22 protein-coding genes are annotated in these 25,440 nt (G+C 64.5%); 16 read left to right on the top strand and 6 right to left on the bottom strand.

Annotated features, from left to right (window positions below; genetic code table 11):
• The 6 genes from thrC to E1B25_RS06350 all read left to right on the top strand — a co-directional run bounded on the left by thrC (position 1) and on the right by E1B25_RS06350 (position 9,473).
• Positions 1-1,389, top strand: a complete 1,389-nt coding sequence (gene thrC / locus E1B25_RS06375) for a threonine synthase (RefSeq protein WP_132827929.1) — start codon at positions 1-3, stop codon at positions 1,387-1,389.
• Complete coding sequence (locus tag E1B25_RS06370; RefSeq protein WP_132827928.1) at positions 1,386-2,648, top strand: M16 family metallopeptidase; 1,263 nt, start codon at positions 1,386-1,388, stop codon at positions 2,646-2,648. Before thrC ends, E1B25_RS06370 begins: the two co-directional genes overlap by 4 nt.
• 20 nt (positions 2,649-2,668) lie before the next feature.
• On the top strand, positions 2,669-3,253 hold the full coding sequence (locus E1B25_RS06365; protein WP_132827927.1) for a GNAT family N-acetyltransferase: 585 nt from the start codon (positions 2,669-2,671) through the stop codon (positions 3,251-3,253).
• A gap of 198 nt (positions 3,254-3,451) precedes the next feature.
• Positions 3,452-4,867, top strand: a complete 1,416-nt coding sequence (locus E1B25_RS06360) for an FAD-binding oxidoreductase (protein ID WP_132827926.1) — start codon at positions 3,452-3,454, stop codon at positions 4,865-4,867.
• Positions 4,868-4,996: 129 nt separating this feature from the next.
• Complete coding sequence (locus E1B25_RS06355; protein WP_132827925.1) at positions 4,997-6,337, top strand: efflux RND transporter periplasmic adaptor subunit; 1,341 nt, start codon at positions 4,997-4,999, stop codon at positions 6,335-6,337.
• A 1-nt stretch (position 6,338) separates the two neighbouring features.
• Positions 6,339-9,473: an efflux RND transporter permease subunit gene (locus E1B25_RS06350; protein WP_132827924.1), complete on the top strand. Its 3,135-nt coding sequence runs from the start codon at positions 6,339-6,341 to the stop codon at positions 9,471-9,473.
• 94 nt (positions 9,474-9,567) lie between these two features.
• Here E1B25_RS06350 and E1B25_RS06345 read toward each other — a convergent pair whose 3' ends face one another.
• Both E1B25_RS06345 and E1B25_RS06340 read right to left on the bottom strand, forming a co-directional pair.
• Complete coding sequence (locus E1B25_RS06345; protein WP_245510624.1) at positions 9,568-11,085, bottom strand: D-alanyl-D-alanine carboxypeptidase family protein; 1,518 nt, start codon at positions 11,083-11,085, stop codon at positions 9,568-9,570.
• Positions 11,086-11,408: 323 nt separating this feature from the next.
• The gene (locus E1B25_RS06340) at positions 11,409-12,119 is read right to left on the bottom strand and encodes an HAD family hydrolase (protein ID WP_132827922.1); all 711 of its coding nucleotides are present in this window, start codon (positions 12,117-12,119) and stop codon (positions 11,409-11,411) included.
• 100 nt (positions 12,120-12,219) lie between these two features.
• Here E1B25_RS06340 and clpS point away from each other — a divergent pair, with 100 nt between their 5' ends.
• From clpS to hemF, 4 genes are all read left to right on the top strand, one after another.
• Positions 12,220-12,561 (top strand): ATP-dependent Clp protease adapter ClpS, encoded by a 342-nt coding sequence (clpS, locus tag E1B25_RS06335; RefSeq protein WP_132827921.1) that lies wholly within the window; start codon positions 12,220-12,222, stop codon positions 12,559-12,561.
• A gap of 8 nt (positions 12,562-12,569) precedes the next feature.
• A complete protein-coding gene (locus E1B25_RS06330) occupies positions 12,570-13,577 on the top strand; it encodes a class I SAM-dependent methyltransferase (protein WP_132827920.1) in 1,008 nt (335 codons plus the stop codon).
• A gap of 52 nt (positions 13,578-13,629) precedes the next feature.
• On the top strand, positions 13,630-14,439 hold the full coding sequence (locus E1B25_RS06325) for an SDR family NAD(P)-dependent oxidoreductase (protein WP_132827919.1): 810 nt from the start codon (positions 13,630-13,632) through the stop codon (positions 14,437-14,439).
• Positions 14,440-14,546: 107 nt separating this feature from the next.
• Positions 14,547-15,440, top strand: coding sequence for an oxygen-dependent coproporphyrinogen oxidase (hemF, locus tag E1B25_RS06320; RefSeq protein WP_132827918.1), 894 nt, complete (start codon positions 14,547-14,549; stop codon positions 15,438-15,440).
• Between the two features lie 46 nt (positions 15,441-15,486).
• On the opposite strand, the gene E1B25_RS06315 is transcribed toward hemF, so the two are convergent.
• Positions 15,487-16,518, bottom strand: a complete 1,032-nt coding sequence (locus E1B25_RS06315) for a hypothetical protein (RefSeq protein ID WP_132827917.1) — start codon at positions 16,516-16,518, stop codon at positions 15,487-15,489.
• Positions 16,519-16,546: 28 nt separating this feature from the next.
• The gene (gene greA / locus E1B25_RS06310) at positions 16,547-17,017 is read right to left on the bottom strand and encodes a transcription elongation factor GreA (protein ID WP_132827916.1); all 471 of its coding nucleotides are present in this window, start codon (positions 17,015-17,017) and stop codon (positions 16,547-16,549) included.
• Between the two features lie 561 nt (positions 17,018-17,578).
• Between greA and E1B25_RS06305 the strand changes: the two genes are divergently transcribed.
• From E1B25_RS06305 to E1B25_RS06295, 3 genes are all read left to right on the top strand, one after another.
• Complete coding sequence (locus E1B25_RS06305; protein WP_132827915.1) at positions 17,579-19,228, top strand: electron transfer flavoprotein-ubiquinone oxidoreductase; 1,650 nt, start codon at positions 17,579-17,581, stop codon at positions 19,226-19,228.
• A 147-nt stretch (positions 19,229-19,375) separates the two neighbouring features.
• Positions 19,376-21,043 (top strand): tetratricopeptide repeat protein, encoded by a 1,668-nt coding sequence (locus E1B25_RS06300; protein WP_132828115.1) that lies wholly within the window; start codon positions 19,376-19,378, stop codon positions 21,041-21,043.
• Entirely contained in the window at positions 21,033-21,851 is an 819-nt protein-coding gene (locus E1B25_RS06295) for a 4-(cytidine 5'-diphospho)-2-C-methyl-D-erythritol kinase (protein WP_132827914.1), read from the top strand. The genes E1B25_RS06300 and E1B25_RS06295 overlap by 11 nt, the downstream gene beginning before the upstream one ends.
• Positions 21,852-21,993: 142 nt before the next feature.
• Here the strand turns inward: E1B25_RS06295 and E1B25_RS06290 are convergent, their stop codons facing one another.
• Positions 21,994-22,980 (bottom strand): polyprenyl synthetase family protein, encoded by a 987-nt coding sequence (locus tag E1B25_RS06290; protein ID WP_425358922.1) that lies wholly within the window; start codon positions 22,978-22,980, stop codon positions 21,994-21,996.
• A 68-nt stretch (positions 22,981-23,048) separates the two neighbouring features.
• On the opposite strand from E1B25_RS06290, the gene E1B25_RS06285 reads away from it, so the two are divergent.
• The 3 genes from E1B25_RS06285 to E1B25_RS06275 all read left to right on the top strand — a co-directional run bounded on the left by E1B25_RS06285 (position 23,049) and on the right by E1B25_RS06275 (position 24,320).
• Positions 23,049-23,264, top strand: a complete 216-nt coding sequence (locus tag E1B25_RS06285) for a putative signal transducing protein (RefSeq protein ID WP_132827912.1) — start codon at positions 23,049-23,051, stop codon at positions 23,262-23,264.
• Positions 23,261-24,028 carry a tRNA1(Val) (adenine(37)-N6)-methyltransferase gene (locus E1B25_RS06280; protein WP_132827911.1) on the top strand — a complete coding sequence of 256 codons (768 nt, stop codon included), beginning with the start codon at positions 23,261-23,263 and terminating at the stop codon, positions 24,026-24,028. The genes E1B25_RS06285 and E1B25_RS06280 overlap by 4 nt, the downstream gene beginning before the upstream one ends.
• Before the next feature lie 127 nt (positions 24,029-24,155).
• Positions 24,156-24,320 carry a DUF465 domain-containing protein gene (locus E1B25_RS06275; RefSeq protein ID WP_132827910.1) on the top strand — a complete coding sequence of 55 codons (165 nt, stop codon included), beginning with the start codon at positions 24,156-24,158 and terminating at the stop codon, positions 24,318-24,320.
• Between the two features lie 207 nt (positions 24,321-24,527).
• On the opposite strand, the gene phbB is transcribed toward E1B25_RS06275, so the two are convergent.
• Positions 24,528-25,250, bottom strand: coding sequence for an acetoacetyl-CoA reductase (gene phbB, locus E1B25_RS06270; RefSeq protein WP_132827909.1), 723 nt, complete (start codon positions 25,248-25,250; stop codon positions 24,528-24,530).
• Between the last annotated feature and the right edge of the window lie 190 nt (positions 25,251-25,440).

Raw genomic sequence — 25,440 nt, 5'->3', positions numbered from 1 at the left:
ATGAAATACATCTCCACCCGCGGCAAGGCGCCCGCGCTGAGCTTTGAAGAGGCGATGCTGACCGGATTGGCGCGCGACGGCGGGCTGTATGTGCCCGAAACCATCCCGCAGATGTCGCACGACGACATCGCCGCGCTGGCTGGTCTCAGCTATGAGGAAACCGCCTTTCGCGTGATGCGTCCCTTCATCGGCGACAGCTTCACCGATGCCGAATTCCGCGACATCATCGCCAAGGCCTATGCCAATTTCAACCACATCGCCCGCGCGCCGCTGACCCAGCTTGCCCCCGGTCATTTCCTGTTGGAACTGTTTCACGGCCCGACGCTGGCGTTCAAGGATTTCGCAATGCAGCTGATCGGCCAGCTGTTCGAAGTGGCGCTGAAACGGCGGGGCGAGCGGGTGACCATCGTCGGCGCCACCTCGGGCGACACCGGCTCGGCCGCGATCGAGGCGTTTCGCGGCCTTGATGCGGTCGATGTCTTTATCCTGTTCCCCCATGGCCGGGTGAGCGAGGTGCAGCGCCGCCAGATGACCACACCGGCGGATGCCAATGTGCATGCGCTCGCCCTTGATGGCGACTTTGACGATTGTCAGGCGCGGCTCAAGGACATGTTCAACGATTTTGAATTCCGCGACGGCGTCAAGCTGGCCGGGGTCAACTCGATCAACTGGGCCCGCGTGCTGGCGCAGGTGGTCTATTACTTCTCCTCCGCCGTGTCGCTGGGCGCGCCGCAGCGCAAGGTCAGCTTCACCGTGCCGACCGGCAATTTCGGCGACATCTTCGCCGGCTATATCGCCAAGCGCATGGGGCTGCCGATCGACCGGCTGGTGGTCGCCACCAACCAGAACGACATCCTGCACCGCTGCCTTGGCGGGCAGGGCTATTTCAAGGGCGAGACGATCCCCTCGATCAGCCCCTCGATGGATATTCAGGTCAGTTCGAATTTCGAACGTGCGCTGTTCTTCGCCTATGGGCAGGATGGCAACGCCGTTGCCCAGCTGATGGACGAATTGCAGACTGGCGGCTTCAACGTCAGCCAAGGCGCGATGGAGGCGCTGAGCGAAAGCTTCTCCTCGGGCCGCGCCTCCGAGGAGGAAACCCTCGCCACCATCGCCGCGACGCTGAAATCCAGCGGCCAACTGCTGTGCCCGCATTCCGCCGTCGGTGTGAAAGTGGCGGAACAGCTGCGCGATCCGGCGGTGCCGATGATCACGCTGGCCACCGCCCATCCGGCCAAATTCCCCGATGCGGTCGAACGGGCCAGCGGCGTGCGTCCGCCCCTTCCCCTGCGGATGGCGGATCTGTATGACAGGCCGGAACGGGTCAGCCGGATCGACAATGATCTTGCGGCCATCGAAAGCCATATCAAGGGGCAGATCACCGCGTGACATTGCAGCAAGCTCAATTGCCCAACGGGTTCCGCATCGTGACCGAACGCATGCCGGGCCTGCAATCGGCCGCTATCGGCATCTGGGTCAGCGCCGGCGGACGCCATGAACGGATCGAACAGAACGGCATTGCGCATTTCCTCGAACATATGGCGTTCAAGGGCACCAAGCGGCGCAGCGCCCTACAGATCGCCGAGGCGATCGAGGATGTGGGCGGCTATATCAACGCCTATACCTCGCGCGAGGTGACCGCCTATTACGCCCGCGTGCTTGAAGCCGACGTGCCGCTGGCAATGGACGTGATCGCCGACATCCTGCGCAACCCGGTGTTCGACCCGCCCGAGATCGAGGTCGAGCGCGGCGTCATCCTGCAAGAGATCGGTCAGGCCAATGACACCCCCGACGACGTGATCTTTGACTGGCTGCAAGAAGCCAGCTATCGCGATCAACCGCTTGGCCGCACCATTCTTGGGCCCAGCGAACGGGTCAGCGCCTTTTCCCGCGCCGATCTGGCCACCTTTGTCGGGGAACATTATCGCCCCGGCCAGATGATCCTGTCGGCCGCCGGTGCCGTCGATCACGACGCGCTGGTGCGACTGGCCGAACAGCTGTTCGGCGATATGGTGCCCGGCCCGGACAGCACGGCAGAACCGGCGCGCTTTACCGGCGGCGAATACCGCAAGGCCAAGAAGCTGGAACAAGCCCATTTCGCGCTGGGGCTGGAAAGCCCGGGCTATCGTGACGACGCGATCTATACCGCCCAGATCTATGCCTCCGTGCTGGGCGGCGGCATGTCTTCGCGCCTGTTTCAGGAAATCCGCGAAAAGCGCGGGCTGTGCTATACCATCTTCGCGCAGGCCGGGGCCTATTCCGATACCGGCACCACCACCATCTATGCCGGCACCTCTGCCGATCAGGTGGCGGAGCTGGCCGGGATCACCATCGACGAGATGAAACGCGCCGCCGAGGATATGTCCGAAGAAGAGGTTGCCCGCGCCCGCACCCAGATGAAGGCCGGCATGTTGATGGGGCTGGAAAGCCCGACCAACCGTGCCGAACGTCTGGCCCGGCTGGTGCAGATCTGGGAAACCGTCCCGCCGCTTGAAGAAACCGTCGCCCTGATCGACGCCGTAAGGATGCAGGACGTGCGCGCCTTTGCAGAACAGATGGCCGCCACCGCACCCGCCGCCCTGGCGCTCTACGGTCCGGTCAAAGCGGCCCCGACGCTGGCGCAATTGCAGGAGCGGCGCGCCGCCTGACGCGACCGGGAATTTCGACGATGCTTCTGGCCAAACGCAAGCTGAGGATCGAAACCGAGCGTCTGACACTGCGCCCGCCGACCCATTCCGATTTCCGCCCGTGGAGTGCGCTGCGGCTGGAAAGCCGCGACTACCTCACCCGCTGGGAACCATCATGGGCGGTGGACCACCTGTCGCGCAAGGCGTTCACCAACCGGGTCTACTGGGCGCAACGCTCGGTCTCCAACGGGTCGGCGCTGCCGCTGTTCCTGATCCGGCGCGATGACAATGCGCTGCTGGGCGCGATCACGCTCGACAATATCCGCCGTGGTCCGGCGCAATCGGGAGTGCTGGGATACTGGACCGGCGCCGCCTTTGCCCGCCAAGGCTATATGCGCGAGGCGATCGGCGCTGTGGTTCATTATGCCTATGCCCAGCTTGACCTGTCGCGTCTCGAGGCCGCCTGCCTGCCGGAAAACGCCGCCTCGCGCGGGTTGCTGGAAAGCGCCGGGTTCAAATACGAAGGCGTCGCGCAAAGCTATCTGCAGATCGACGGGCGCTGGCGTACCCATGTGCTCTATGCCGCCCTGCGCAGCGACCGCCGCGGTCGTACCGACGTGGGGTGAGCGCCGTCTCGGAACCGCTCCTGTGGAGCGGTTCAGGCGCGAACGGGCGGAGCCCCGGGGCAAGGCGCGCCCAGAAAAAGGTCCAGTGGACCTTTTTCAGCGCCAAACGGGCGTATCCTTGGGGAGAGCAGCCGTCTGGGAACCGCTCCCCGTCAATCAGACTTGCGCAACAGCCGCTGTTTCGGCAGGACTCGATGCATGACCTTGAACCCTGCTGATGAGTCCTTTGCCGCCCGGCTGCGCCAGACGCTGCCCGAGGCGGTGTTTCGCCCTACTGAGCCACGTTACCTTGAGGAACCGCGTGGCCGCTGGGCCGGACAGTGCGGCGTGCTGGCGCTGCCGCGCAACGTCGATGAGGTCTCGGCACTCGTGACCGCAGCCGCTGCCGCCCGTGTGCCGGTGGTGCCCTATGGCGGCGGCACCGGGCTGGTTGGCGGTCAGGTCATGCCCGACGGCCCCGCCCCGCTGATAATTTCGCTGGAGCGGATGGCGGCGATCCGGGGCGTCTATGCCACCGAAAACCTGCTGATCGCCGAGGCCGGCGCGGTGCTGGCCGATGTGCAGGAGGCGGCGCAACAGGCCGACCGCCTGTTTCCCCTGTCGCTCGCCGCCGAGGGCACGGCCCGGATCGGGGGCAACCTGTCGACCAATGCTGGCGGCACCGGCGTGCTGCGCTATGGCAATGCGCGCGAGCTCTGTCTGGGGCTCGAGGCGGTGCTGCCCGACGGGCGCATCTGGCACGGGCTGTCGCGGCTGCGCAAGGACAACACCGGCTATGACCTGCGCGACCTTCTGATCGGGGCCGAGGGCACGCTGGGGGTGATCACGGCGGCCACCCTCAAACTGTTCCCGCGCCCGGCGGCAGAGGGCACCGCGCTTGTGGTGGTGCCGAATCCGCAGGCGGCGATCGAGCTGTTGGCATTGGCGCGCGACCAGCTGGGCGAGGCGGTCAGCGCGTTCGAACTGATCGCGGGGCAGGGGCTGCACTTCCTGTCCGAAACCCTGCCCGAGATCCGCCAGCCCTTCGCCGATCCGCCCGACTGGTGCGTGCTGATCGAGCTTGGCCTCCCCCGCGGGCAAGACCCCGAGTCGGCGCTTACGGGTCTGTTCGAGGCAGCGCTGGAGCGCGGGCTTGTCAGCGACGGGCTGATCGCGCAATCGCAAAGCCAGCGGGCCCAGTTCTGGTCCCTGCGCGAACATATCCCGGCGGCAAACCGGCGCATCGGCGCGATCTGCAGCCACGACATTTCGGTGCCGATCAGCCAGATCCCGGACTTCATTGTTCAGGGCGGGCAGGTGATCGCGGCGCTGGGACAGTTTCGCATCAACTGCTTTGGCCATCTGGGCGACGGCAATCTGCATTTCAACGTCTTTCCGGTGGCGGGCCGCAGCAAGGCCGACCATGCCAACCAACGCGATGCGATTCAGGGCGCGGTGCATGATCTGGTGCACGCCATGGGCGGCTCGTTCAGCGCCGAACATGGGGTTGGGCGGCTCAAGGTGGCGGATCTGGAACGCTATGGCGACCCGGTCAAGCTGGCCGCGATGCGCGCGATCAAAGCGGCGCTCGATCCGGCCGGGATCATGAACCCTGGGGCGGTGCTGCGCGGCTGACGACGGCCCTCGTGCCATTCTGGCCAAAGCGCAAGCGCCGCTTTCACGCAGGGCAGGGATCAGGCTATACCGGAGGAAACGCGGCGGGCCGGGCCTGCCAAGCGGATCTGTACCTTCGGGAGACTGCCCATGAACCTGCGCCCCTTGCTCATCCTGCCGCCGCTGGCGCTTGGCGTGATCGGCTTTCTCTGGATGACGCGAACCGGCCAGCCGCCTGCCGCATCCGAACCCGAGGCCAGCGTCGCCGTGCGGGTGATGCCGGTGGAACCCGCCGCGATCATCCCCAGCGCCGAGGGCTATGGCCGGGTCGAACCGGCGCATCGTTGGTCGGCGGTGTCGCAGGTCGAGGGCCGCATCACGCGTCTGGCCGAGGGGTTGAGCGAGGGCAGCTTTGTCGAGGCCGGCACCGTCATCGTCGAGGTGGACCGCACCGATTACGACCTCGCTGTGCGCAAATCCAAGGCCAATATCGCCGCTGCCGAGGCCGCCTTGGCCGAACTGGACCGCAAGGAGGCTAATACCCGCAAGAGCCTTGAAATCGAACAGCGCACCCTTGCCGTCGCAGAGACCGAATACGAGCGTGTCAAATCTCTGGTCGCCAGCGGTGCAAGTACCCAGACGGCGCTCAATACCGCCGAAAAGGTGCTGTTTGCCCAGCAGACCGGGCTGACCAATGTGACCAACACGCTGGCGCTCTACCCGTCACAGCGCGCCTCGAACGACGCGACGCTGGCGGTGCGTCAGGCCGAACTGGCCGAGGCCGAACGCGCCCTGTCCAAGACCACGGTCACCGCGCCGTTCCGGGGCCGGGTCGATACGCTCAATGTCGAGCCGGATCAGTTCGTCCGCACCGGCGAGACCCTGTTGACGCTCGACAGCGCCGCCACCGCTGAAATCACCGCCGAGATCGCCCCGCGCGCCTTTCGCGCCATGGCGCTGGCCGCGATGGGCGAACATCTGCCCGTAGACGTGCTGGTGGATACCAGCCACCTGACCGACCTGTTGCAGCAGCGCGGGGTGAGCGCCACCATCACCATTGAAATGGCGGGCACCTCGGCGGAATACGCGGCGCGGATCCTGCGCCTGCGTGGCACGGTGGACAGCGAAACCGGCACCATGGGGCTGGTGGTGCAGGTCGATGACCCCTATCTCGCCGATGCCAGCCGAGGGCGGCCGCCGCTCAACCCCGGCAGTTTCGTCACCGTCACCCTGTCCGCGCCGCCGCTCAAGGATGCCATCGCCGTGCCGCGCACCGCGCTGCACCTGAATGATGCGGGGGCGTCTTTTGTCTATCTCGTCGATGCCGACAGCCGGCTGGAGGTACGTCCGATCACCACCGGCCCGGCGCTGGGGGGCGATGTGCTTGTGCTCGACGGGCTGACGGGAGGCGAGACACTGGTGCTCTCGACGCCCTCGCCCTCGGTGCCGGGGATCAAGCTGATCCCGGTCACCCCTGACACGAGCAACTGAGATGATCGCCTATTTCGTCCGCCACCCGGTCGCCGCCAACCTGTTGATGGTGCTGGTGCTGATCCTCGGCGTCGCCGTGGTCACCGGGATCGAACGCGAAACCTTTCCCGAATTCACCGCCTCCACCGTCAACGTCGGAGTGGTCTATCCCGGCGCCTCGGCCCGCGATGTGGATGAAGAGGTCTGCGTCCCGCTGGAAGATGCGGTCACCGGCGTCACCAGCCTGGCCGAGTTTGACTGCGTCTCGCTCGACGGCCGCGCCAGCGCCACCGCCGAACTGGACGACGGCGGCGATATCATCCAGTTTTTCAACGATGTCTTCTCGGCGGTGTCGGGCATCACCGATTTCCCCGATGCCGCCGAAACCCCCACGGTCGAGATTCAGGGCCAGACCGATCTGGTCGCGCTGATTGCCGTCTCCGGCATCGCCGGCAAACAGGGGCTGATCGAATATACCGACCAACTGGCCGACCGGCTGCTGGCGCTCGACGGGGTGGCGCAGGCGCTGGTCTCGGGCATCTCGGACCGCGAATTGCGCGTGGTCTTCGATCAGCAGATGCTGCGCCGCTACGGTCTGTCTGCCAGTGACCTTCTGACTGCCATCGAGGCGCGCAGCCTGCGCCAGCCGCTGGGCGATGTGTCGATGGGCGGCACCAGTTTCGTGCTGCGCTATTCCGACGTGCGCCGCAGCGTGAGCGAACTTGAGGATCTGATCGTGCTGCAAACGCCCGAGGGCGGCGTGGTGCGGTTGGGCGATCTGGCGCAGGTGATCGTGGTGGACAGCGACGAGGATGTGCAATCCTTCATCGATGGCGATCAGGCGGCGATCATCTCGATCTACAAATCCAAGGACGATGACAGCATCCGCGTGTTCACGACGGTGGACAGCCTTCTGAGCCGTGAACAGGCGCGCTATCCCGACCCGTTTCGCCTGACCGTGATCAACAACAGCACCGATGTGGTCAAGGAACGGCTCAACCTCATCCTGCGCAATATCGCCATGGGGCTGGTGCTGGTCTTCGGCACCATGTGGCTGTTCTTTTCGATGCGCGAATCGCTGTGGATCTCGGCCTCGCTGCCGGTGTCCTTCCTCGGCGGGCTGTTCCTGATGAGTGTGCTGGGCATCACCATCAACATGATCACGCTGGTGGCGTTGCTGATGGCGGTGGGCGTCATTATGGACGATTCCATCGTCATTGCCGAGAATATCGATAAATGGCGCGGCAAGGTGGGCTGGCTCGAGGCCGCCTCGCGCGGCGCGATGGAGGTGATGCCGGGGGTCGTGTCTTCGTTCCTCACTACCGCCTGCGTCTTTGGCCCGCTGATGTTCATCACCGGCGATTTCGGCCAGATCCTGAAATTCATCCCGATGGTGCTGTTGCTGACCCTGACCCTGTCGCTGGTCGAAGGCTTCCTGATCCTGCCGCATCACCTCAGCCACGGCGGCAAAGCGGGCGATGTTGCCCCGCGCGAGCGGCGCGCTAACCGGGTGCTGGAGCGGTTCAAGGATCGCGTGCTGCTGCCGATCGCGGCGCGGCTGGTGCGGGTGCGCTACCTGACCTTTGGCACGGTGATCGCCGCGCTGATGCTGACGATCGGCTTGATCGCCTCGGGGCAGGTCAAGGTGATCGGCTTTCCCACCACCGAAAGCGATACCATCATCGCCCGCATCGCGCTGACCCCGGGGATCGCGCGCAGCCGCACCGTGGCCGAGGTCGATCATATCCTCGCCGCCCTAGACCGGGTCGATGCCCAACTGACCCCCGGCACCGAAGCCGCCGCGCCACTGGTCGAGCGGGTTCTGGTGCAATACGCGGTCAACAGCGACGTCACCGCCAACGGCTCCAACACCGCCACCGTCACCGTCGATCTGCTGGAAAGCACGCTGCGCAATGTCACCGCCGACGCGGTTCTGGCGCTTTGGCGGCAGGAAACCGGGCCGATCCCCGATCTGGTGCAAGGCAGCTTTTCGCAGGCCGAACGTGGCCCCGGCGGCGCCGATCTGGATGTCGAGGTTCTGGGCCGCGATCTTGAGGTGGTGCAGGCCGCCGCCAATGACATGCTGGTGGCGCTGGTATCGCGCGCCGACGTGACCGAGGCTTTCGTCGATCTCCAAGGCGGGCGGCGCGAAGTGCAGATGGCGCTGATCCCCTTCGGCTACACCGTTGGCCTGACCCCGCAAAGCCTTGCCGCCCAGCTCAGCACCGCCTTCGCCGGTGCCGAGGCCGACAGTTTCCGCTCCGGGTCGTCTTCCATGACCGTGCGGGTGCAACTGGGCGACTCCATCGCCTCGCTCAGCGAGTTGGAGCTGTTCCCCGTCACCCTGCCCAGCGGGGCCCAGGTGGCGCTGGGCAGCGTGGCGGATTTCACCCACAGCGCCAGCTTCCCCTCCATCACCCGCAAGGCCGGCCAGATCACCGCCCGGATCGAGGGCAAGATCGACCGTGCCGCCACCACCTCGACCCGGATCTCTGCCGTGGCGATGGACGAGCTGGCCCCAAGCATCCGCAAGGCCTATCCTGACATCACCATCCGCATCGGCGGCGCCACCGAGGAACAGCAGAAATCGCAGACATCCATGATGCGCTCGCTGCTGTTGGGGCTGGTCGGGGTCTATCTGGTGCTGGCGTTCCAGTTCCGCTCCTATTCCCTGCCGCTGATCGTGATGCTGTCGATCCCCTTTGCGCTGATCGGCACGGTGCTGGGGCATCTGGCAATGGGGCTGGACATGTCGATGCCCTCGATGATCGGCTTTGCCTCGCTGTCGGGCATCGTGGTCAACAACGCGATCCTGTTCCTGACCTTTTTCCAGACCCATCTTGAGGGCGACGATTATGTCTCTGCCGCGCTCAACGCGGTGCGCGACCGGTTCCGCCCGATCCTGCTGTCCACCTCCACCACATTCGCCGGTCTGGTGCCGATCATGTTCGACACTTCCCCGCAGGTACAGACGATGGTGCCGCTGGTGGTCTCGGTCGCCTTCGGGCTGCTGGCCTCGATGATTCTGGTGGTGCTGGTGTTCCCGTCGCTGCTGGCGATCTATTTCGACATCTTCTCCCTGCGCCGCTGGATCAGCAAGTTCCGCGACAGCGACGCGGAGGCGGCAAAGCAGCCCAGCCCGCAAAAGCCGGGATAACCGCCGCCGGGGGAGGGGGCGTTGGCGCATAGGCCACAAAAAAGGCGTGCCCCTCAGGTCACGCCTTTGGTCTTTCCCCTGCGGCGTCCTCAGCTCAGGAGGACGGCCCCAATAGTTTGCAGTCCACGTTGCGCGCCTTCAGCCGGCGGCAGGCCAGATCCGCGGTCTCTTCGGTCATGCCCATGAAATTGGCATCGAACCCGCGCGTGCTGCGCACCACCTTGCGCAGGGTGCCGTCCAGCGTCTCCATTTCCGACAGCGCGGTGCGCAGCAGGGTTTTTTCCGCCTGATAGCGGTTGGCATAGCGCCCCACATTGATGCCCCAGTGCCGCTCGCCCGAGGTCGAGAGCCGGGTGACGATCTCCTGATCTTCGGGCTCGGACACAGACAAGGCCACTTGCTCGGGCACGGGCTCGGACAGGGATGCGGGCTCGGGTTCTATCGCGGGCTGCGAGGCCTCGGTGATCGTCACCGCCAAATCCTGCGGCCGCAGGACCGGGCGGGGCGCCTCGCTTGGGGCTGCAACCGGCTCTGCAATCGACTCTGCGACCGGCGCCTCGCTCTCGGCCAACACCGGAACGGCGGTTGTCATGGCCTCGGCCACGGCGGCGGCGATCACCTCGGCCTTGACGTCGTCCACCACGGGCACCTCGGCCTCGGCCACCTGAACCGCCTCGCGGTTGGGCCGGTGCATCGGGCGCGGGCTGCTCTTGACGACCCCGGTCAGGCGCACGACCCGGCCCGTCGTCCCGCTGTCAGCACCGCCCGACGTGGCGTTGCCGGCATAAAGCGGCCGTGTGGGTTTGCGCAAAGGCGCCTTTGATGGCGCCCGCTGGAACCCCAGATCCAAAAGCTCGGCCACCCGTGCGTTGCGCGAGGTCGAGGATTTGCCGCCGAACACCGTGGCGATCACCCGTTCGTTGCCACGTTGTGCCGAGGCCACAAGGTTGAACCCGGCGGCGCGGGTATAGCCGGTCTTGATCCCGTCCGCGCCCCTGTAGCTGTTCAGAATGCGGTTGTGCGAGGTGACCGTCTTGATCCCGGCGCTGGTGCTCTTGCGCGAGAACAGGTTGTAATATTCCGGGTAATCATACAGCAGATGCCGCCCCAGAATGGTCATGTCCCGCGCGGTCGACAGATGCCCGGTCGCCGTCAGCCCATGGGCGTTCTTGAAGGTGGTGCTCGTCATCCCCAGCGCCTTGGCGGTGCGCGTCATGCGCTGGGCAAAGGCGGCTTCTGATCCGCTGATGGCCTCGCCGATAGCGGTGGCGGCGTCATTGGCCGATTTCACCGCCGCCGCCCGCACTAGATAGCGCAGGGCGATCTTCTGACCCGCCCGCAGCCCCAGTTTCGAGGGCGGCTCGGCGGCTGCGTTCTGCGATATGCGCACCGACGTATCCATCGAGATCTCGCCGTTCCGCACCGCCTCAAAGGCGATGTAAAGCGTCATCATCTTGGTCAGAGAGGCCGGGTGCAGCCGTGTATCGGCGTTGCGCGAATGCAGCACCTCGCCGGTGCGCGCATCCATCACGATCGCCGCATAGGGCGCCGCGCGGGCCGGGGTGACGGCCAGCGCACCCAGCAGGGCGACCAGAATGAATGCCCATAGCATTGGCATGGGGTTGATGGAAAAATCACTCGACCCGGATCGGGCCGGACGAATACGCCGGTCCTGCACGATGTTGCCTCTGTCTGCCTCGGTGCCCCGGTTGACCGGTGGCATTTTTTTGATTTGTGAACGAAGGCTAGCACAGGGAATAATCAAAATAAACCCGCAGGTTGCCGGGAGTTGTTCATTTTCCGCGCTTGCTTTCCTACATCTTGCGGTCATCTTTCGCCGCGCCGCTACACCGGCGATTGCGGCAAAATCATGGCGCTTATTTTCGCGCCTTCAGAGGAAGAGACAGGCGGTATCCCGCCCTTGCGCCGGGCGGCTTAGCCGGCTTCGAGTCCGGCGATCAGCGCCGGCAGCGCCGCCAGATCGGCAATGCTGCGATATCGGGGCGCATGGTCCGGCGCCTCGGCATGTTCGATGTCCCAGATCAGATCGTGAGGCACATGCACGCCCCAGCCCCCGGCCTCGATCGCCGGCACCACGTCCGAGCGCATGGAATTGCCCACCATCATCGCCTGCGCCGCGCCATCCCCGTGGCGGACAAAGATCGCCTCATAGACGGCCGGGGTCTTTTCCGACACGATCTCGACTGCGTCGAACAGATCGCCCAGCCCCGATTGCGCCAGCTTGCGCTCCTGATCCAGCAGGTCGCCCTTGGTGATCAGGACAACGCGATGGGTCCGCGCCACCGCTTCCACAGCGGCTTGTGCATGGGGCAACAGCTCGATCGGATGCGCCAACATGTCCTGACCGGCGCTGATCAGTTCGCGGATGATGCCCGCAGGCACCCGATCCTCGGTCACCTCGATGGCGGTCTCGATCATCGACAGCGTGAAGCCCTTGATGCCATAGCCATAGCGCCCGATATTGCGCCGTTCGGCGGCCAACAGCCGCTCGTTCAGATGCTCCGGCGCGGCATAATCCGCCAGCAGCGCCGCGAAACGGTCCTGGGTCAGGCGAAAGAACCGCTCGTTCTGCCAAAGCGTGTCATCCGCATCAAAGCCGATGGTGGTCAACATTCCGTGCGTCATGGCGTCCCTGTCCGCTATCCCTTTTCTAATCCGGCCAAAGCGGTATATAACATGGCAGATCAGTCTCCGCACAGACCACAACCGGACGAGAAGCTTCGCGATGCTGCTACAGCCATTGATGATGACCGACAAGCCGGACGGCGAGGGCGACGCCTCGACCCTGCTCAAGACACGACCAAAGACCAAGCGGCCGCCGCTCTACAAGGTGCTGCTGCTGAACGATGATTTCACGCCGATGGAATTCGTCGTCCATGTGTTGGAGCGGTTCTTTGGCATGACCCATGCCGAGGCGTTCGAGGTGATGTTGACCGTGCACAAGAAAGGCGTCGCCGTGGTTGGCGTGTTCACCCATGAAATCGCCGAAACCAAAGTGGGGCAGGTGATGGATTTCGCCCGCCGGCATCAGCACCCGCTGCAATGCACCATGGAAAAAGAGGAATAAGAAGCCTCGTGTCCGCGCGTCTTTCCCTCGCCATCGATCAGGGCGGTCTGCTCTTGCCGACCAGCGGCCCGATCGTCGTGTTCAACCCGCGCGCCGGGGATGATCTTGCCGCGTTGCCGCGCGAGCAGGCGCTGCTGGTGCAACCGTTCCGCCCCGATCACGACGCCCTTGCCGCCAGCGGCTTCACGGTCGACTGGATGGTGCCCCAGACGGATCGTTTCGCCGCCGCGCTGGTCGTTTTGCCACGGGCCAAGAAACAGGCGCAGGATCTGATCGCCCGCGCCGCCAGCCAGACCGACGGGGTGGTGATCATCGACGGGGCCAAGACCGACGGTGCCGACAGCCTGATGCGCGAGGTGCGCAAACGCACCACGCTTGACGGGTCGCTGTCGAAATCGCATGGCCGGATCTTCTGGTTCCGCACCGATCAGCCCGGGTTTGACCGCGCCGCCTTTGCCGACTGGATCGCCCCCGACGCACAGCGTGTCGATGGCTTTGTTACCGCGCCGGGGGTGTTCTCCGCCGACGGGATCGACCCGGCCTCGCGCATGCTGGCCGAGGCGCTGCCAGAGCATCTTGGCGCCCATGTCGCCGATCTGGGGGCTGGCTGGGGCTATCTCTCGGCGCGGCTGTTGGCCGATGCGCGTCTCGAAACGCTTGATCTGGTCGAGGCTGACCGCATCGCACTGGGCTGCGCGATGCAGAACGCCGCCGATCCCCGCGCCCGCTTCCATTGGAGCGACGCGACCCTCTTTCGTGCCAATCCCCCGCTTGACGCGGTGGTGATGAACCCGCCCTTTCACACCGGCCGCGCTGCCGAGCCGTCGCTGGGGCAAAGCTTTATCGAGGCGGCCGCACGGCTGCTGACCCCACGCGGCCAGCTCTGGCTGGTGGCGAACCGCCACTTGCCCTACGAGGCCGCGCTCGACGCCGCTTTCGCCGAAACGAAAGAAATTGCCGGCGATACCCGGTTCAAGGTGCTTTACGCCGCCCAGCCCCGCCGCACGCGCCGCTGATCGCGCCGACCCCCATCATCCCCCAAGGCCCCATCCCGCAAGGAGAGCCCTCATGTCCTTTTCCATCGCCGGCAAGACCGCCATCGTGACCGGTGCCGCCAACGGCATCGGCTTGGCCATCGGGCGTCAGTTCGCCGAAAAAGGCGCCAACGTCATGTTCGCCGACATGGACGAGGCGCGGTTGATCGACGAGTTGGGCGAACGGGCCGAAGACAGTAATGTCCGCTACTTTGCCGGCGACCTGCGGGAACGGTTGACCATCACCAACCTGATTTCGGCGACGCTGGACGCCTTCGATCAGATCGACATTCTGGTCAACGGCGCGCGCCAGATGATCCCCTCGGACCCGCTCGACCCCGATGACGATTCGGTCAACGTGCTGCTCAGCCAGAACCTGATGCCCGCGCTGCGGCTTAGCCAGATGGTCGCCAAACGCATGATCAAACAGGCCAGCACCCGCGAGGACGACAGCGGTGCCGGGGCCGGCGCCATCATCAATCTCAGCTCGATCGCCGCGCGCCGCACCCATCCCGACCTTCTGGCTTATTCCGTCAGCTCTGCCGCGCTTGATCAGATGACCCGTTCACTGGCGGTGGCGCTGGCGCCGCACCGGATTCGGGTCAATGCCGTCGCCATCGGCTCGGTGATGAGCGCCTCGCTCAAATCCACGCTGAAGGAAAATCGCGGGTTTCGTCAGGACATCGAGGATCACACCCCGCTGGCGCGCATCGCCTCCCCTTCGGAACTGACCGATACCGTGCAATTTCTCGCCTCCGAGGCCGCCGGGTTCATGACCGGCCAGATCCTCACCCTTGACGGCGGCCGCACCCTGCTTGACCCGGTGGCGGCCCCCGCGCACTGACGCGGCGGGGATGCGTCATATCGTGACCTGCGCCTGAAACCACTGGCCGCCGCCGCCCCTGCGGTTAGATTGGCGCCCCAGACCAGACAGCCGGGGGAAAGACCCAGATGAGCACCGATTTCGACACTGAGAAAGCCACCGCATCCGGCTGGTTCCGGCAATTGCGCGACCAGATCGTCGCCGCCTTCGAAGCGCTGGAGGACAGCCACAGCACCGGCCCGCTGTCGGATGCCGCCCCCGCTCGTTTCGAGGTGAGCGAGACCAAGCGCGCCTCTGACGACGGCTCCGATGCCGGCGGCGGTCTGATGAGCGTGATGCGCGGCGGGCGCGTGTTTGAGAAGGTCGGCGTCAATGTCTCTGCCGTCTATGGCTCGCTGGGCGAGCGTGCCCAAGCCGCCATGATGGCGCGCAAGGGGCTGCCGGGCATGTCGGGCGATCCCCGGTTCTGGGCCTCTGGCATCTCGCTGGTGGCGCATATGCAAAACCCCCATGTTCCGGCGGTCCATATGAACACCCGGATGTTCTGGACCCCGCATGCCTGGTGGTTCGGCGGCGGCAGCGACCTGAACCCCTGCATCGAATACGACGCCGACACCGCCCATTTTCACGCCACACAAAAGGCGCATCTCGACCCGCACGGCGCGGCGCATTACCCAAGGTTCAAGGACTGGGCGGACGAATATTTCTATATTCCCCACCGCCACCGCGCCCGTGGGGTCGGCGGCATCTTCATGGATGATTATTGCTCCAATGACTGGGCGGCGGATTTTGCCCTGACCCAGGACATCGGTCGCGCCTTCCTGCCTGCCTTTGTGCCGCTGGTCGAGAAACGCCGCAGTCAAAGCTTTTCCGAGGCCGACCGCGACACCCAGCTTATCCACCGCGGCCTCTATGCCGAATACAACCTTGTCTATGATCGCGGCACCAAGTTCGGCCTTGAAACCGGCCACGACGCCAATGCCGTGCTGATGAGCCTGCCACCATTGGCCAAATGGGTCTGACCGCCTGAGCGGGTGGCGAGCGGCCGCCAAACGTTCCGGTCGCGGATCAGTCGAAGGTGCCCGCGACCCGACCCAGCAGCATGAAGGCCCGCGCCGTGCGGGTCTCTGCCAGCGCGGTGATCTCCTCGTCGCTGGCCTCCTGCGCGAATTCGGCAAAGGTCTGGTCGAACCGGCGCAGGAAGTGGTGGGCAGCATCGCGAAAGATCGGATCCTGCTTCATCCGCGCCGCACTCAGCGCCAGCGAAGAGCGGTCGCGCACGCCCCCCAGCGCCGCCACGACGCGGCCACGGGTGCCTTGTGCGAACTGCCGCCAGACCTCGGGCCGGGCCCGGTCCGGGGACAGGTCATCCATATATATGCCGTCCTGGCTCAGCAGCGTCAGCACATCTTGTGCCGCTTGGATAAGTTGGGCGGCCTTGCGGTCCTTCAGCGCGCGGCGCAGGGCGGCAAAACCGGCCTCGTCCTCGGCGGTTTCTGGAAAGTGCAGGGCGCGGATGAAATCCGCATGCGGCAGCGGCGGCGACAGCGCCTCGGCTGGTGTGCCCAGCTCCAGCGCGCCTTGATCTTCGGGCGCGTCCGTCCGGCTGGGGGCGACCATCGCAACCACCGGTCGTGCTGCCCCCGCAACCGCCCGGCTCGAATGGAACATCGCCAGTGCCGCCTCGGTCTTTTTAGTGATCGCCGCGATCTCATCCAGCTTCTTCGCCACCGAGCCATCGGGTTGACTCGCGCCGCGCTGCTGCTGTGCGATCAGGGTCTGGCGGATGGCGTCGATGGCGATCTGCAAGCGACGGCTTTCTTCGCGCATCACGCGGCTGGCACGGGCGGCGGTGGCGGCGACCCAGATCATCGCCACCGGCAGGAATACCGCCAGCAGGGTGATGATAAAGCGCAGCCCGTCGATCCCGTCGCTGCCCGCAGGCACGGCGAAAAGGAACACGATGGCGCCCGCCAACCACAACAGACTGAGCGCGATGGCCGAAATCTCGATTCCGGTGACCTGCTGCCGGCTGGGCCGGTCATACATGCCCAGAGGGGTGCTTTGGGCCTTGTTTGGGTCAGGCGTTGGACCGGCCATGGACGTGCTCCGTCAGGCGTAGATGATTTCAGGCGAAGATGATTTTCAGCACCTCGTAGGACCGCACGCCACCCGGTGTGCGGACCTCGACGCTGTCTCCCTCTTCCTTGCCGATCAAGGCACGGGCGATGGGGGATTTGATGTTGAGCAAGCCGCTTTCGATATTGGCTTCGTGCTCACCGACAATCTTCCAGGTCTTTTCGGCGTCGGTATCTTCGTCCACCAGTGTCACGGTGGCGCCGAACTTGATCGCCCCCGAAAGCTTGGCCGGGTTGATCACCTCGGCAAGCGACAGGATGCTCTCGATCTCTTTGACACGGCCTTCGATAAAGGAGTGCTTCTCGCGGGCCGAATGGTATTCGGCATTTTCCGACAGGTCGCCATGCTCGCGCGCCTCGGCGATCGCCCGGATGATCTCAGGGCGCGCGACCGACTTCAGGTGTTTCAGTTCGACTTCGAGCGCGGCGTGGCCCGCCGGTGTCATCAGAATTTTTTCCATAGTGTTCATCCACGAAAATTAGTGTTCATCCACGCAAAATGCAGCGCCCCGCCGCGCGATGCGCCGGGGCGACGGATTGGGTTGACGAATACCTGACCCAATGCGGGGGGCGATTGCAAGGGGAACAGGCGGGCTGTCCACAAGCATTTCAGCGCAACAGGGTGGATTTCGCTGGCTCTCGCCCGGGTTGCGCGGGAAATGGCCTGCGCGAGGGGCTTTAGCAAGACGCCACCGTCGGTGGTTGGTGCCGCGAATCAGACTCCGGGAGAGGAGGGCGGGACACGCTAGATGGCGCTCAAGATAGCCGCGCCAGCATTTGCACGGCTGTCACGGTTCAATGCAGCATCTGCACATCCCGACAACAAGCCCGGAGACAAGCGTTGCAGGTCGCGCTATCTGTTGCGAGAGACCGCCGGAGTCTGACCGCAGCGTCTTTTCTGCACTGCAGCGGATTTACGTGGTGTTGCGATTGACCTCGCCCTGCGACAAAGGGTATTCAGCCGCGAAAGAAAATTGCCCCGCGCGCGGGTATGACGACTGATTTAGCCAGGGAGCCCCTTGATGGCCGACATAGAACGCGAAGCGATGGAATATGACGTTGTGATCGTTGGGGCGGGTCCTGCGGGCCTGTCGGCGGCGATCCGTCTGAAACAGCTTGATGCCGAGCTGAATGTCGTCGTGCTGGAAAAGGGCTCCGAGGTCGGCGCGCATATCCTGTCTGGCGCGGTGCTGGACCCTTGTGGGTTGGATGCGCTGATCCCGGACTGGAAACAAAAGGGCGCGCCGCTGAACGTGCCGGTCAAGGAAGACAACTTCTACATGCTGGGCGAGGCGGGCAAGATCCGCGTGCCCAACTGGCCGATGCCGCCGCTGATGAGCAACCACGGCAATTACATCGTCTCGATGGGCAATGTCTGCCGCTGGATGGCAGAGCAGGCCGAAGAGATGGGGGTGGAGATCTTCCCCGGCATGTCGTGCTCGGAACTGGTCTATGGCGACGCGGGCGAGGTCAAAGGCGTGGTCGCGGGCGAGTTCGGCAAAAACGCAGATGGCACCCCCGGACCGTCTTACGAGCCCGGGATGGAGCTGCACGGCAAATACGTGTTCCTGTCCGAAGGGGTGCGCGGGTCGCTGGCCAAGGAGGTGATCGCCAAGTACGATCTGTCCAAGGGCCATTGCCCGCAGAAATTCGGCCTTGGCATGAAAGAGATCTGGGAGGTCGACCCGGCCAAGCACCGCGAGGGCACCGTCACCCATACGATGGGCTGGCCGTTGGGCAGCAACGCTGGTGGCGGATCGTTCATCTATCATCTTGAAAACAATCAGGTCTATGTCGGGTTCGTTGTGCACCTGAACTACGAAAACCCCTATCTGTTCCCCTACATGGAATTCCAGCGGTTCAAGCATCACCCGATCGTGGCCGACCTGTTGGAAGGCGGCAAGCGGGTGGCTTACGGGGCGCGCGCGATCAGCGAGGGGGGCTGGCAGTCGATGCCCAAGATGGTGGCGCCGGGTGTGGCGCTGCTGGGCTGTTCCGTGGGCATGGTCAACGTGCCGCGGATCAAGGGCAACCATAACGCCATGCTTTCGGGCAAGGCCGCAGCCGAGGCCGCCTTTGAGGCGCTGCAATCCGGGCGCAGCGCCGATGAGTTGTCCGCCTATGAAACCGAAGTGCGCAGCGGCGCCATCGGCAGCGATCTGAAAAAGGTGCGCAACGTCAAGCCGATGTGGTCGAAATGGGGGCTGTTGCCCTCGCTGGCGCTGGGCGGGATGGACATGTGGACCAACACGCTGGGCTTTTCGCTGTTCGGGACGTTGCGCCACGGCAAGAGCGACGCGGCAGCCACGGGCGAGGCGGCAAATTTCAAGCCGATCGACTATCCCAAACCGGACGGCAAGATCAGCTTTGACCGGCTGACCAATGTCTCGTTCAGCTTTACCAATCACGCCGAAGATCAGCCCTGTCACCTGCAACTCAAGGATGCTTCGATCCCGCTCAAGGTGAACCTGCCGAAATACGCAGAGCCGGCGCAGCGTTATTGCCCGGCCGGGGTCTATGAGATTGTCGAGGAGGCGGGCAAGGACCCGCGCTTTGTCATCAACTTCCAGAACTGCGTGCATTGCAAGACCTGCGACATCAAGGATCCCAGCCAGAACATCAACTGGGCCACTCCGCAGGGCGGCGACGGGCCGAATTACCCCAATATGTAGCGGATTGCCGCAATCGCATGGCTGACGGGGCACGCGCCATTGCCCTTGCCGGGACTTGCGCCTAGCGTGAAGGCGGTCAAAATAAAGAGGCAGGTCTTGGTGAAATCCCTAGTTCGTCGCGCGGCTGCCGCGCTTGTGGTCGCTGCCATGGCGCTTCCGGCGCCGCTTTTGGCGCAATCGGGTGCCGGGTCGTATCTGGCCGGGCGCCACGCGCTGTTCGATAGCGATTTCGAGCAGGCCGCCAGCTATTTCACCCGGGCGCTCAGCCGCGATCCCGGCAACGTCGGGCTGATGGAAAACGTCATCATCTCGCAATTGGCGCTGGGCCGGATCGACCGGGCCTTGCCCATCGCGCAGAAGATGGAGGCCGAAGGGCTGCGCAATCAGGCGGCGCGGATGGTGATCGCCGCCGACCGGGTTGTGCGGGGCGAGTTTGACCCGTTCCTGAAGGCCGACAACGAGGATGGCGGCATCGGACCGCTGGTCGACGGGTTGCTGGCGGGCTGGGCCTATATCGGGACCGGCTCTGTCGCCAAGGCGCTGGAGCGGTTCGATCAGGTCGCCGAAGAGAATGGCCTGCGCAGTTTCGCCTTGTATCACAAGGCGTTGGCGCTGGCGATGGTCGGCGATTTCGAGGGTGCCGAGGCGATTTATGCCGACCGGAAATCGGGCCTGAGCGGGATGTCGCGACGCGCGGTGATCGCACGGGCGCAGATCCTGTCCCAACTGGGGCGCAATCCCGAGGCGCTGGAAATGATGACCGATGCCTTTGGCGCGGCGTTCGATCCCGGGCTGACGGCGATGGCCGACGCTCTGGCTGCGGGCGAGCAGCTGCCGTTCGATCTGATCGGCACGACTCGCGATGGGATGGCCGAGGTGTTCTTTTCCGTTGGTGCCGCGCTGAATGGCGAGGCGGCCGATGATTATGCGCTGATCTATGTGCGCATCGCCAACTATCTGCGTCCCGCGCACATTGACGCGCTTTTGCTCAGCGCCGATTTGCTGGATGGGCTGGGACAGTACGATCTGGCGGTCGAAACGTACAAGAAGGTGCCCGCCACCAGCCCGGATCGTCATGCGGCCGAACTGGGCCGCGCCGATGCGCTGCGCCGCGCGGGCAAGCCGAATGCCGCCATCGAGGTGCTGGGACAGTTGGCGCGGGATTACCCCACGCTGCCGGTCGTGCACAATGCGCTGGGCGATCTGTTGCGCCAGCAAGAGGATTACAAAGGCGCGGTCGCGGCCTATGACAAGGCGCTCGAATACACCGAAGAGGGCGCGCCGTCGCAGTGGTTCATGCTCTATGCCCGGGGCATCAGCCTTGAACGGTTGGAGCAATGGCCGCAGGCCGAAGCCGATTTTCGCCATGCGCTGGAGCTGAACCCGGATCAGCCGCAGGTTCTGAACTATCTCGGGTATTCTCTGGTCGAGAAGCAGGAAAGTCTCGACGAGGCGCTGGACATGATTGAACGCGCGGTGGCCGCGCAACCCAACAGTGGCTTTATCGTCGATTCGCTGGGCTGGGTCCTGTTCCGGATGGGCCGCTATGAGGAGGCGGTGGCGCATATGGAGCATGCCGTCGAACTGATGCCGGTGGACCCGGTGGTGACGGACCATCTGGGCGATGTCTATTGGGCGGTTGGCCGCGCGCGCGAGGCGGAATTCCAGTGGCGCCGGGCGCTGTCCTTTGTCGATCCCGACGATGCCGACGGCGAGGCCGATCCCGACCGCATCCGGCGCAAGTTGGAGGTGGGGCTGGACCGGGTGCTGGCCGAAGAGGGGGCCGCACCGTTGAAAGTGGCCAATGGCGACTGAGGCTGTCGCACCGGCCAAGATCAACCTGACCCTGCATGTGACCGGCCAGCGCGCCGACGGCTATCATCTGCTTGATTCGCTGGTGGTCTTTACCGAGCTGGGGGATCACCTGTGGCTCACCCCCTCTGCCGTGACAAGTTTGCAAGTGACCGGCCCCTTTGCCGAGGGGGTGCCCGAGGACCGGCGCAACCTCGTCTGGCGCGCGGCAGAGCTGGCGGGAATGCCTCTGAACATCCGGTTGGACAAGCAGCTGCCACACGGGGCGGGGATTGGCGGCGGCTCGGCGGATGCGGCGGCGGTGCTGCGGACCTGCGGCGGTCAGGCCCGCGCGGCAGAGCTGGGGGCGGATGTGCCGGTCTGCCTGTCTGAGCGGCCGCAACGGATGCGCGGGATCGGGGATGTGCTGGAGCAGGTTTCCGGAGTGCCGGCTTTCGCGCTGGTTCTGGTCAATCCCGGGGTGCAGGTGCCGACACCCGATATATTCCGGGTCTTGGCACGGAAACAGAATCCGGCGATGGCAGAGAGGCTGCATTGGCCGTCACGGGCGGCGTTCCTGTCGTGGCTGGCGGAGCAGCGCAACGATCTGGAAGCCCCGGCGATCGCCACTGCACCGGTGATTCGCGACGTGCTGGCGGCTCTGCGCCATGCAAACGGCTGCCGGTTGGCACGCATGTCCGGCTCGGGCGCCACCTGTTTCGGGATTTTCGAGAGCGACGCTCAGGCCCGGGAGGCGGCGGCACAGATCGCGGCGGCGCAGCCCGGTTGGTGGGCACATGCGACCCGCAGCATCGGCAGCATTGAGGTGTGATCGCGGGCGCCCCTTTGGGGCGCGGCCTTCGGCGAGAGTATTTTCAGCCAGAAAAAGACGGGCGCCAGAAAAGACTGGGGTCAGACAAAGGCAGGGATCTGCCTGACCTATGGATTGAGATTCGCCTGAGCGGCGGGCGCGCTCAGGACAGGCGCGACACCACATAGGCGGCCAGATCGTGCAACATGGCGCGCAGCTCGTGGTCGGGCAGGGGGGCGAGCGCCGCCTGTGCCTTGGCCGCCCAGCTTTCGGCATCCGTTCGGGTGGCATTGAGCGTGTCGTATTTCGCCATCAGGCTCAGCGCGTGCTCCAGATCGCCGTCTTCCTGACGGCCCTTTTCGATCGTGCGCTGCCAAAAGGCATGTTCTTCCGGGGTGGCCTGCGCCACGGCCTTGATCACTGGCAGGGTCAGTTTGCGTTCGCGGAAATCATCTCCGACATTCTTGCCTGTGGCACCGCTGTCGCCCTGATAATCCAGCAGGTCGTCGGCGATCTGGAACGCGATCCCCAGCGCATCACCATAGGCGAAAAGCGCCTGAACCTTGTCTTCCGGGGCGTCTGAAATCACGCCGCCCACTTCGGTCGCGGCCGAGAACAGCGCCGCCGTCTTGCCGCGCACGATCTTGAGATAGACATCTTCCCCGGTGTTGAGATCGGTCGCCGCCGTCATCTGCAACACCTCGCCTTCGGCAATGGTGGCCGAGGCATTGGCGAGGATGTCCAGCACCCGCAGGCTGCCGGTTTCAACCATCAACTGGAACGAGCGCGAGAACAGGTAATCGCCGACCAACACGCTGGATTTATTGTCCCACAGCAGGTTGGCGGTGGGCCGCCCCCGGCGTTTTTCACTTTCGTCCACGACATCGTCATGCAGCAGCGTGGCGGTGTGAATGAACTCGACCGTCGCAGCCAGTTTGAGATGATGCGCGCCATCATAGCCGCACAGGCGGGCCGCCGCCAGCGTCAGCATCGGGCGCAGACGCTTGCCGCCGGCCTCGACCAGATGGGCGGTGACCTCGGGAATGCGCGGGGCGTTGTCGGAATGCATGCGGGCGCGGATCAGCCCGTCGACCGCCTCCAGATCACTGTTCAGCGCGGCGGCGAGACGGTCATGTGGTTTAGTGGCCATAGGTATGTTCATCTTGCTTTGTTCCAAAGGCTCGACATCATGCGTGGCTTACCCTTACATCCGGTGTCATGAAGGAACTTCTGCGCAGCACCGACCCGACCGTCATGGCCTTTGCCTCCGCCCTTCTTGGAGGTGAGGATATAGACTGCTTTGAAATGGACGTAAATATGAGCGTTCTGGAAGGTGGGATCGGAATTTTCCCGCGCCGGATGATGGTGCGCGATGTCGATTACGACGCCGCGCTGCGGGTGATGCGCGACAATGACGTGCCACTGGGCCGGTGAGCGTATTTAGCGAAGACGAGCTGAGCCGCGACGTGTTTCTGGGCGGACGGATTGTCCTGCACCAGCCGCGCCGGGGTTATCGCGCCGGGGTCGACCCGCTGCTGTTGGCCGCCGCGGTTCCGGCGCGACCGGGCCAGGCTGTGCTGGAGCTGGGCTGTGGCGGGGGCGCGGCGATTCTGGCGCTGGGCGCACGGGTGCCGGATCTGGCGCTGGCTGGGGTCGAGCTGCAACCGGGTTATGCGGATCTTGCGCGGCGCAATGCTGTACAAAATGGTCTCGACCTCAAGGTGGTCTGCGGAGATCTGAGCGAACTGCCGCCTGATTTGCGCCAACGGCAGTTCGATCACGTGATCGCCAACCCGCCCTATTTTCGCGCCGGTGCCCATGTGGCGGCGACAGATCCGGGGCGACGTACCGCCTTGGGGGAGGCGACGCCACTGGCCGACTGGGTGGCGGCGGCGGCGCGCCGTCTGGTGCCGCGTGGCTATCTGCATGTGATTCAGCGCAGCGACCGCTTGCCCGATCTTATCGCGGGCTGTGCCGGGCGTCTGGGGTCGATCGAGGTATTGCCGTTGGCGGCGCGGGACGGGCGCGCGCCTGATCTGCTGATTCTGCGTGCGCGCAAGGGCGGGCGGGCTGCGTTCCGCCTGCATGCGCCGCTGATCCTGCATGAGGGCGCGCACCATATGCGCGACGGGGAGAGCTATCGCGCAGAGGTCGCGCAGGTCTTGCGCGACGGCGCTGCGCTGCGCTGGCCAGCGTAGGCTGTCGGCGAAAATTTGGAAAACCGGCAAGATGTCGCTTTTGTGACAAAACCGATGTGCCTGCCGCGTGACAGGTGGGGCGGGATATGCTCAACTTGTCTGGCAATACATTTACAGGAGGATTGCCATGAACCTGAGTTCGCATCTGACGGAACTTAAGCGTAAGCACGAAATCCTGAGTCACGAGGTTGAACAAGTTGAGCGCGGCCCCAGCGCTGACGCACTTCATGTTGCGTCCCTGAAAAAACGCAAACTCAAACTGAAAGAAGAGATTACGCGTTTGTCGAACTGACCACCGCGGCGGAGCTTTGGGTGGGCCGACCCGCCGGGTCGGCATCCTTTCGGTTTCGCGAGACAGTCGGCAGCGGGACGCGGAAATCAACAATCGCGTCTGCTTGCCGAACCTTTCGAGAGTAAATTGGGCCGACCTTGCTGGGTCGGCCCTTTCCGTTGTCGGTTCGCGTCTGTCTGTGCGCGTCGGCACGGACACCGGCGTAGGTCAGACGACGAACTGCCCGCCATTGGCGGTGAGGGTCGAGCCGTTGATGAAGCCGGCGTCGTCAGAGGCCAGGAACACCACGCAACGGGCAATCTCTTCGGGTTCGCCCAGCCGACCCACCGGGATTTGGGCGATGATCGACTCGCGGATCTTTTCCGGAACAGCCATCACCATGTCGGTGGCGGTATAGCCGGGGCAGATGGCGTTGGCGGTTATGCCCTTGGCCGCGCCCTCTTGGGCCAGCGATTTGATGATGCCCAGATCCCCGGCCTTGGTGGCGGCATAGTTGACCTGGCCGAACTGGCCCTTTTGCCCGTTGATCGAGCTGATCACGACGACCCGGCCAAAGCCGCGTTCGCGCATGCCCGGCCAGACCGGGTGGACGGTGTTGAACACGCCGCTGAGGTTGGTGTCGATCACCTGCTGCCATTGTTCTTGGGTCATCCGGTGGAACGGGGCGTCGCGGGTGATGCCGGCATTGGCGACGACCACGTCGATCGGCCCCAGATCGGCCTCGACCTTGGCGATCCCTGCCTTGCTCTCCTCGTAATCGCCGACATTCCACTTGTAGGTCTTGATGCCGGTTTCCTCGGTGAACTTGGCGGCGGCCTCATCATTGCCGGCATAGGTCGCGGCGACGGAATAGCCGGCTGCGGCCAGGGCCTTGGACGTTGCCGCACCGATGCCGCGTGTTCCGCCGGTGACGAGTGCTGTTCGTGTCATGGGAGGCTCCTCTGGGTAAAAAACTCTATAGTAACTCTGTTACTCATAAAGTTATGAATTCGCAATAATATTTCGTGATGAAATTTTCGTAACGGTGGGGAATCTTGTCGCAGGTGCGGCGACTTTCGGCGTTGTCTTCGGTGCCGCCAAAGAAAAGGGCGCCAACCGGCGCCCTTTGGTATCCTCGGTG

Origin of the sequence: Antarcticimicrobium sediminis, assembly GCF_004348975.1 — a bacterium.
Classification (GTDB): Bacteria; Pseudomonadota; Alphaproteobacteria; order Rhodobacterales; family Rhodobacteraceae; genus Antarcticimicrobium; species Antarcticimicrobium sediminis.
Note: the sequence above shows the minus strand (reverse complement) of the source record. Positions and strands in the feature narration are given on the sequence as shown.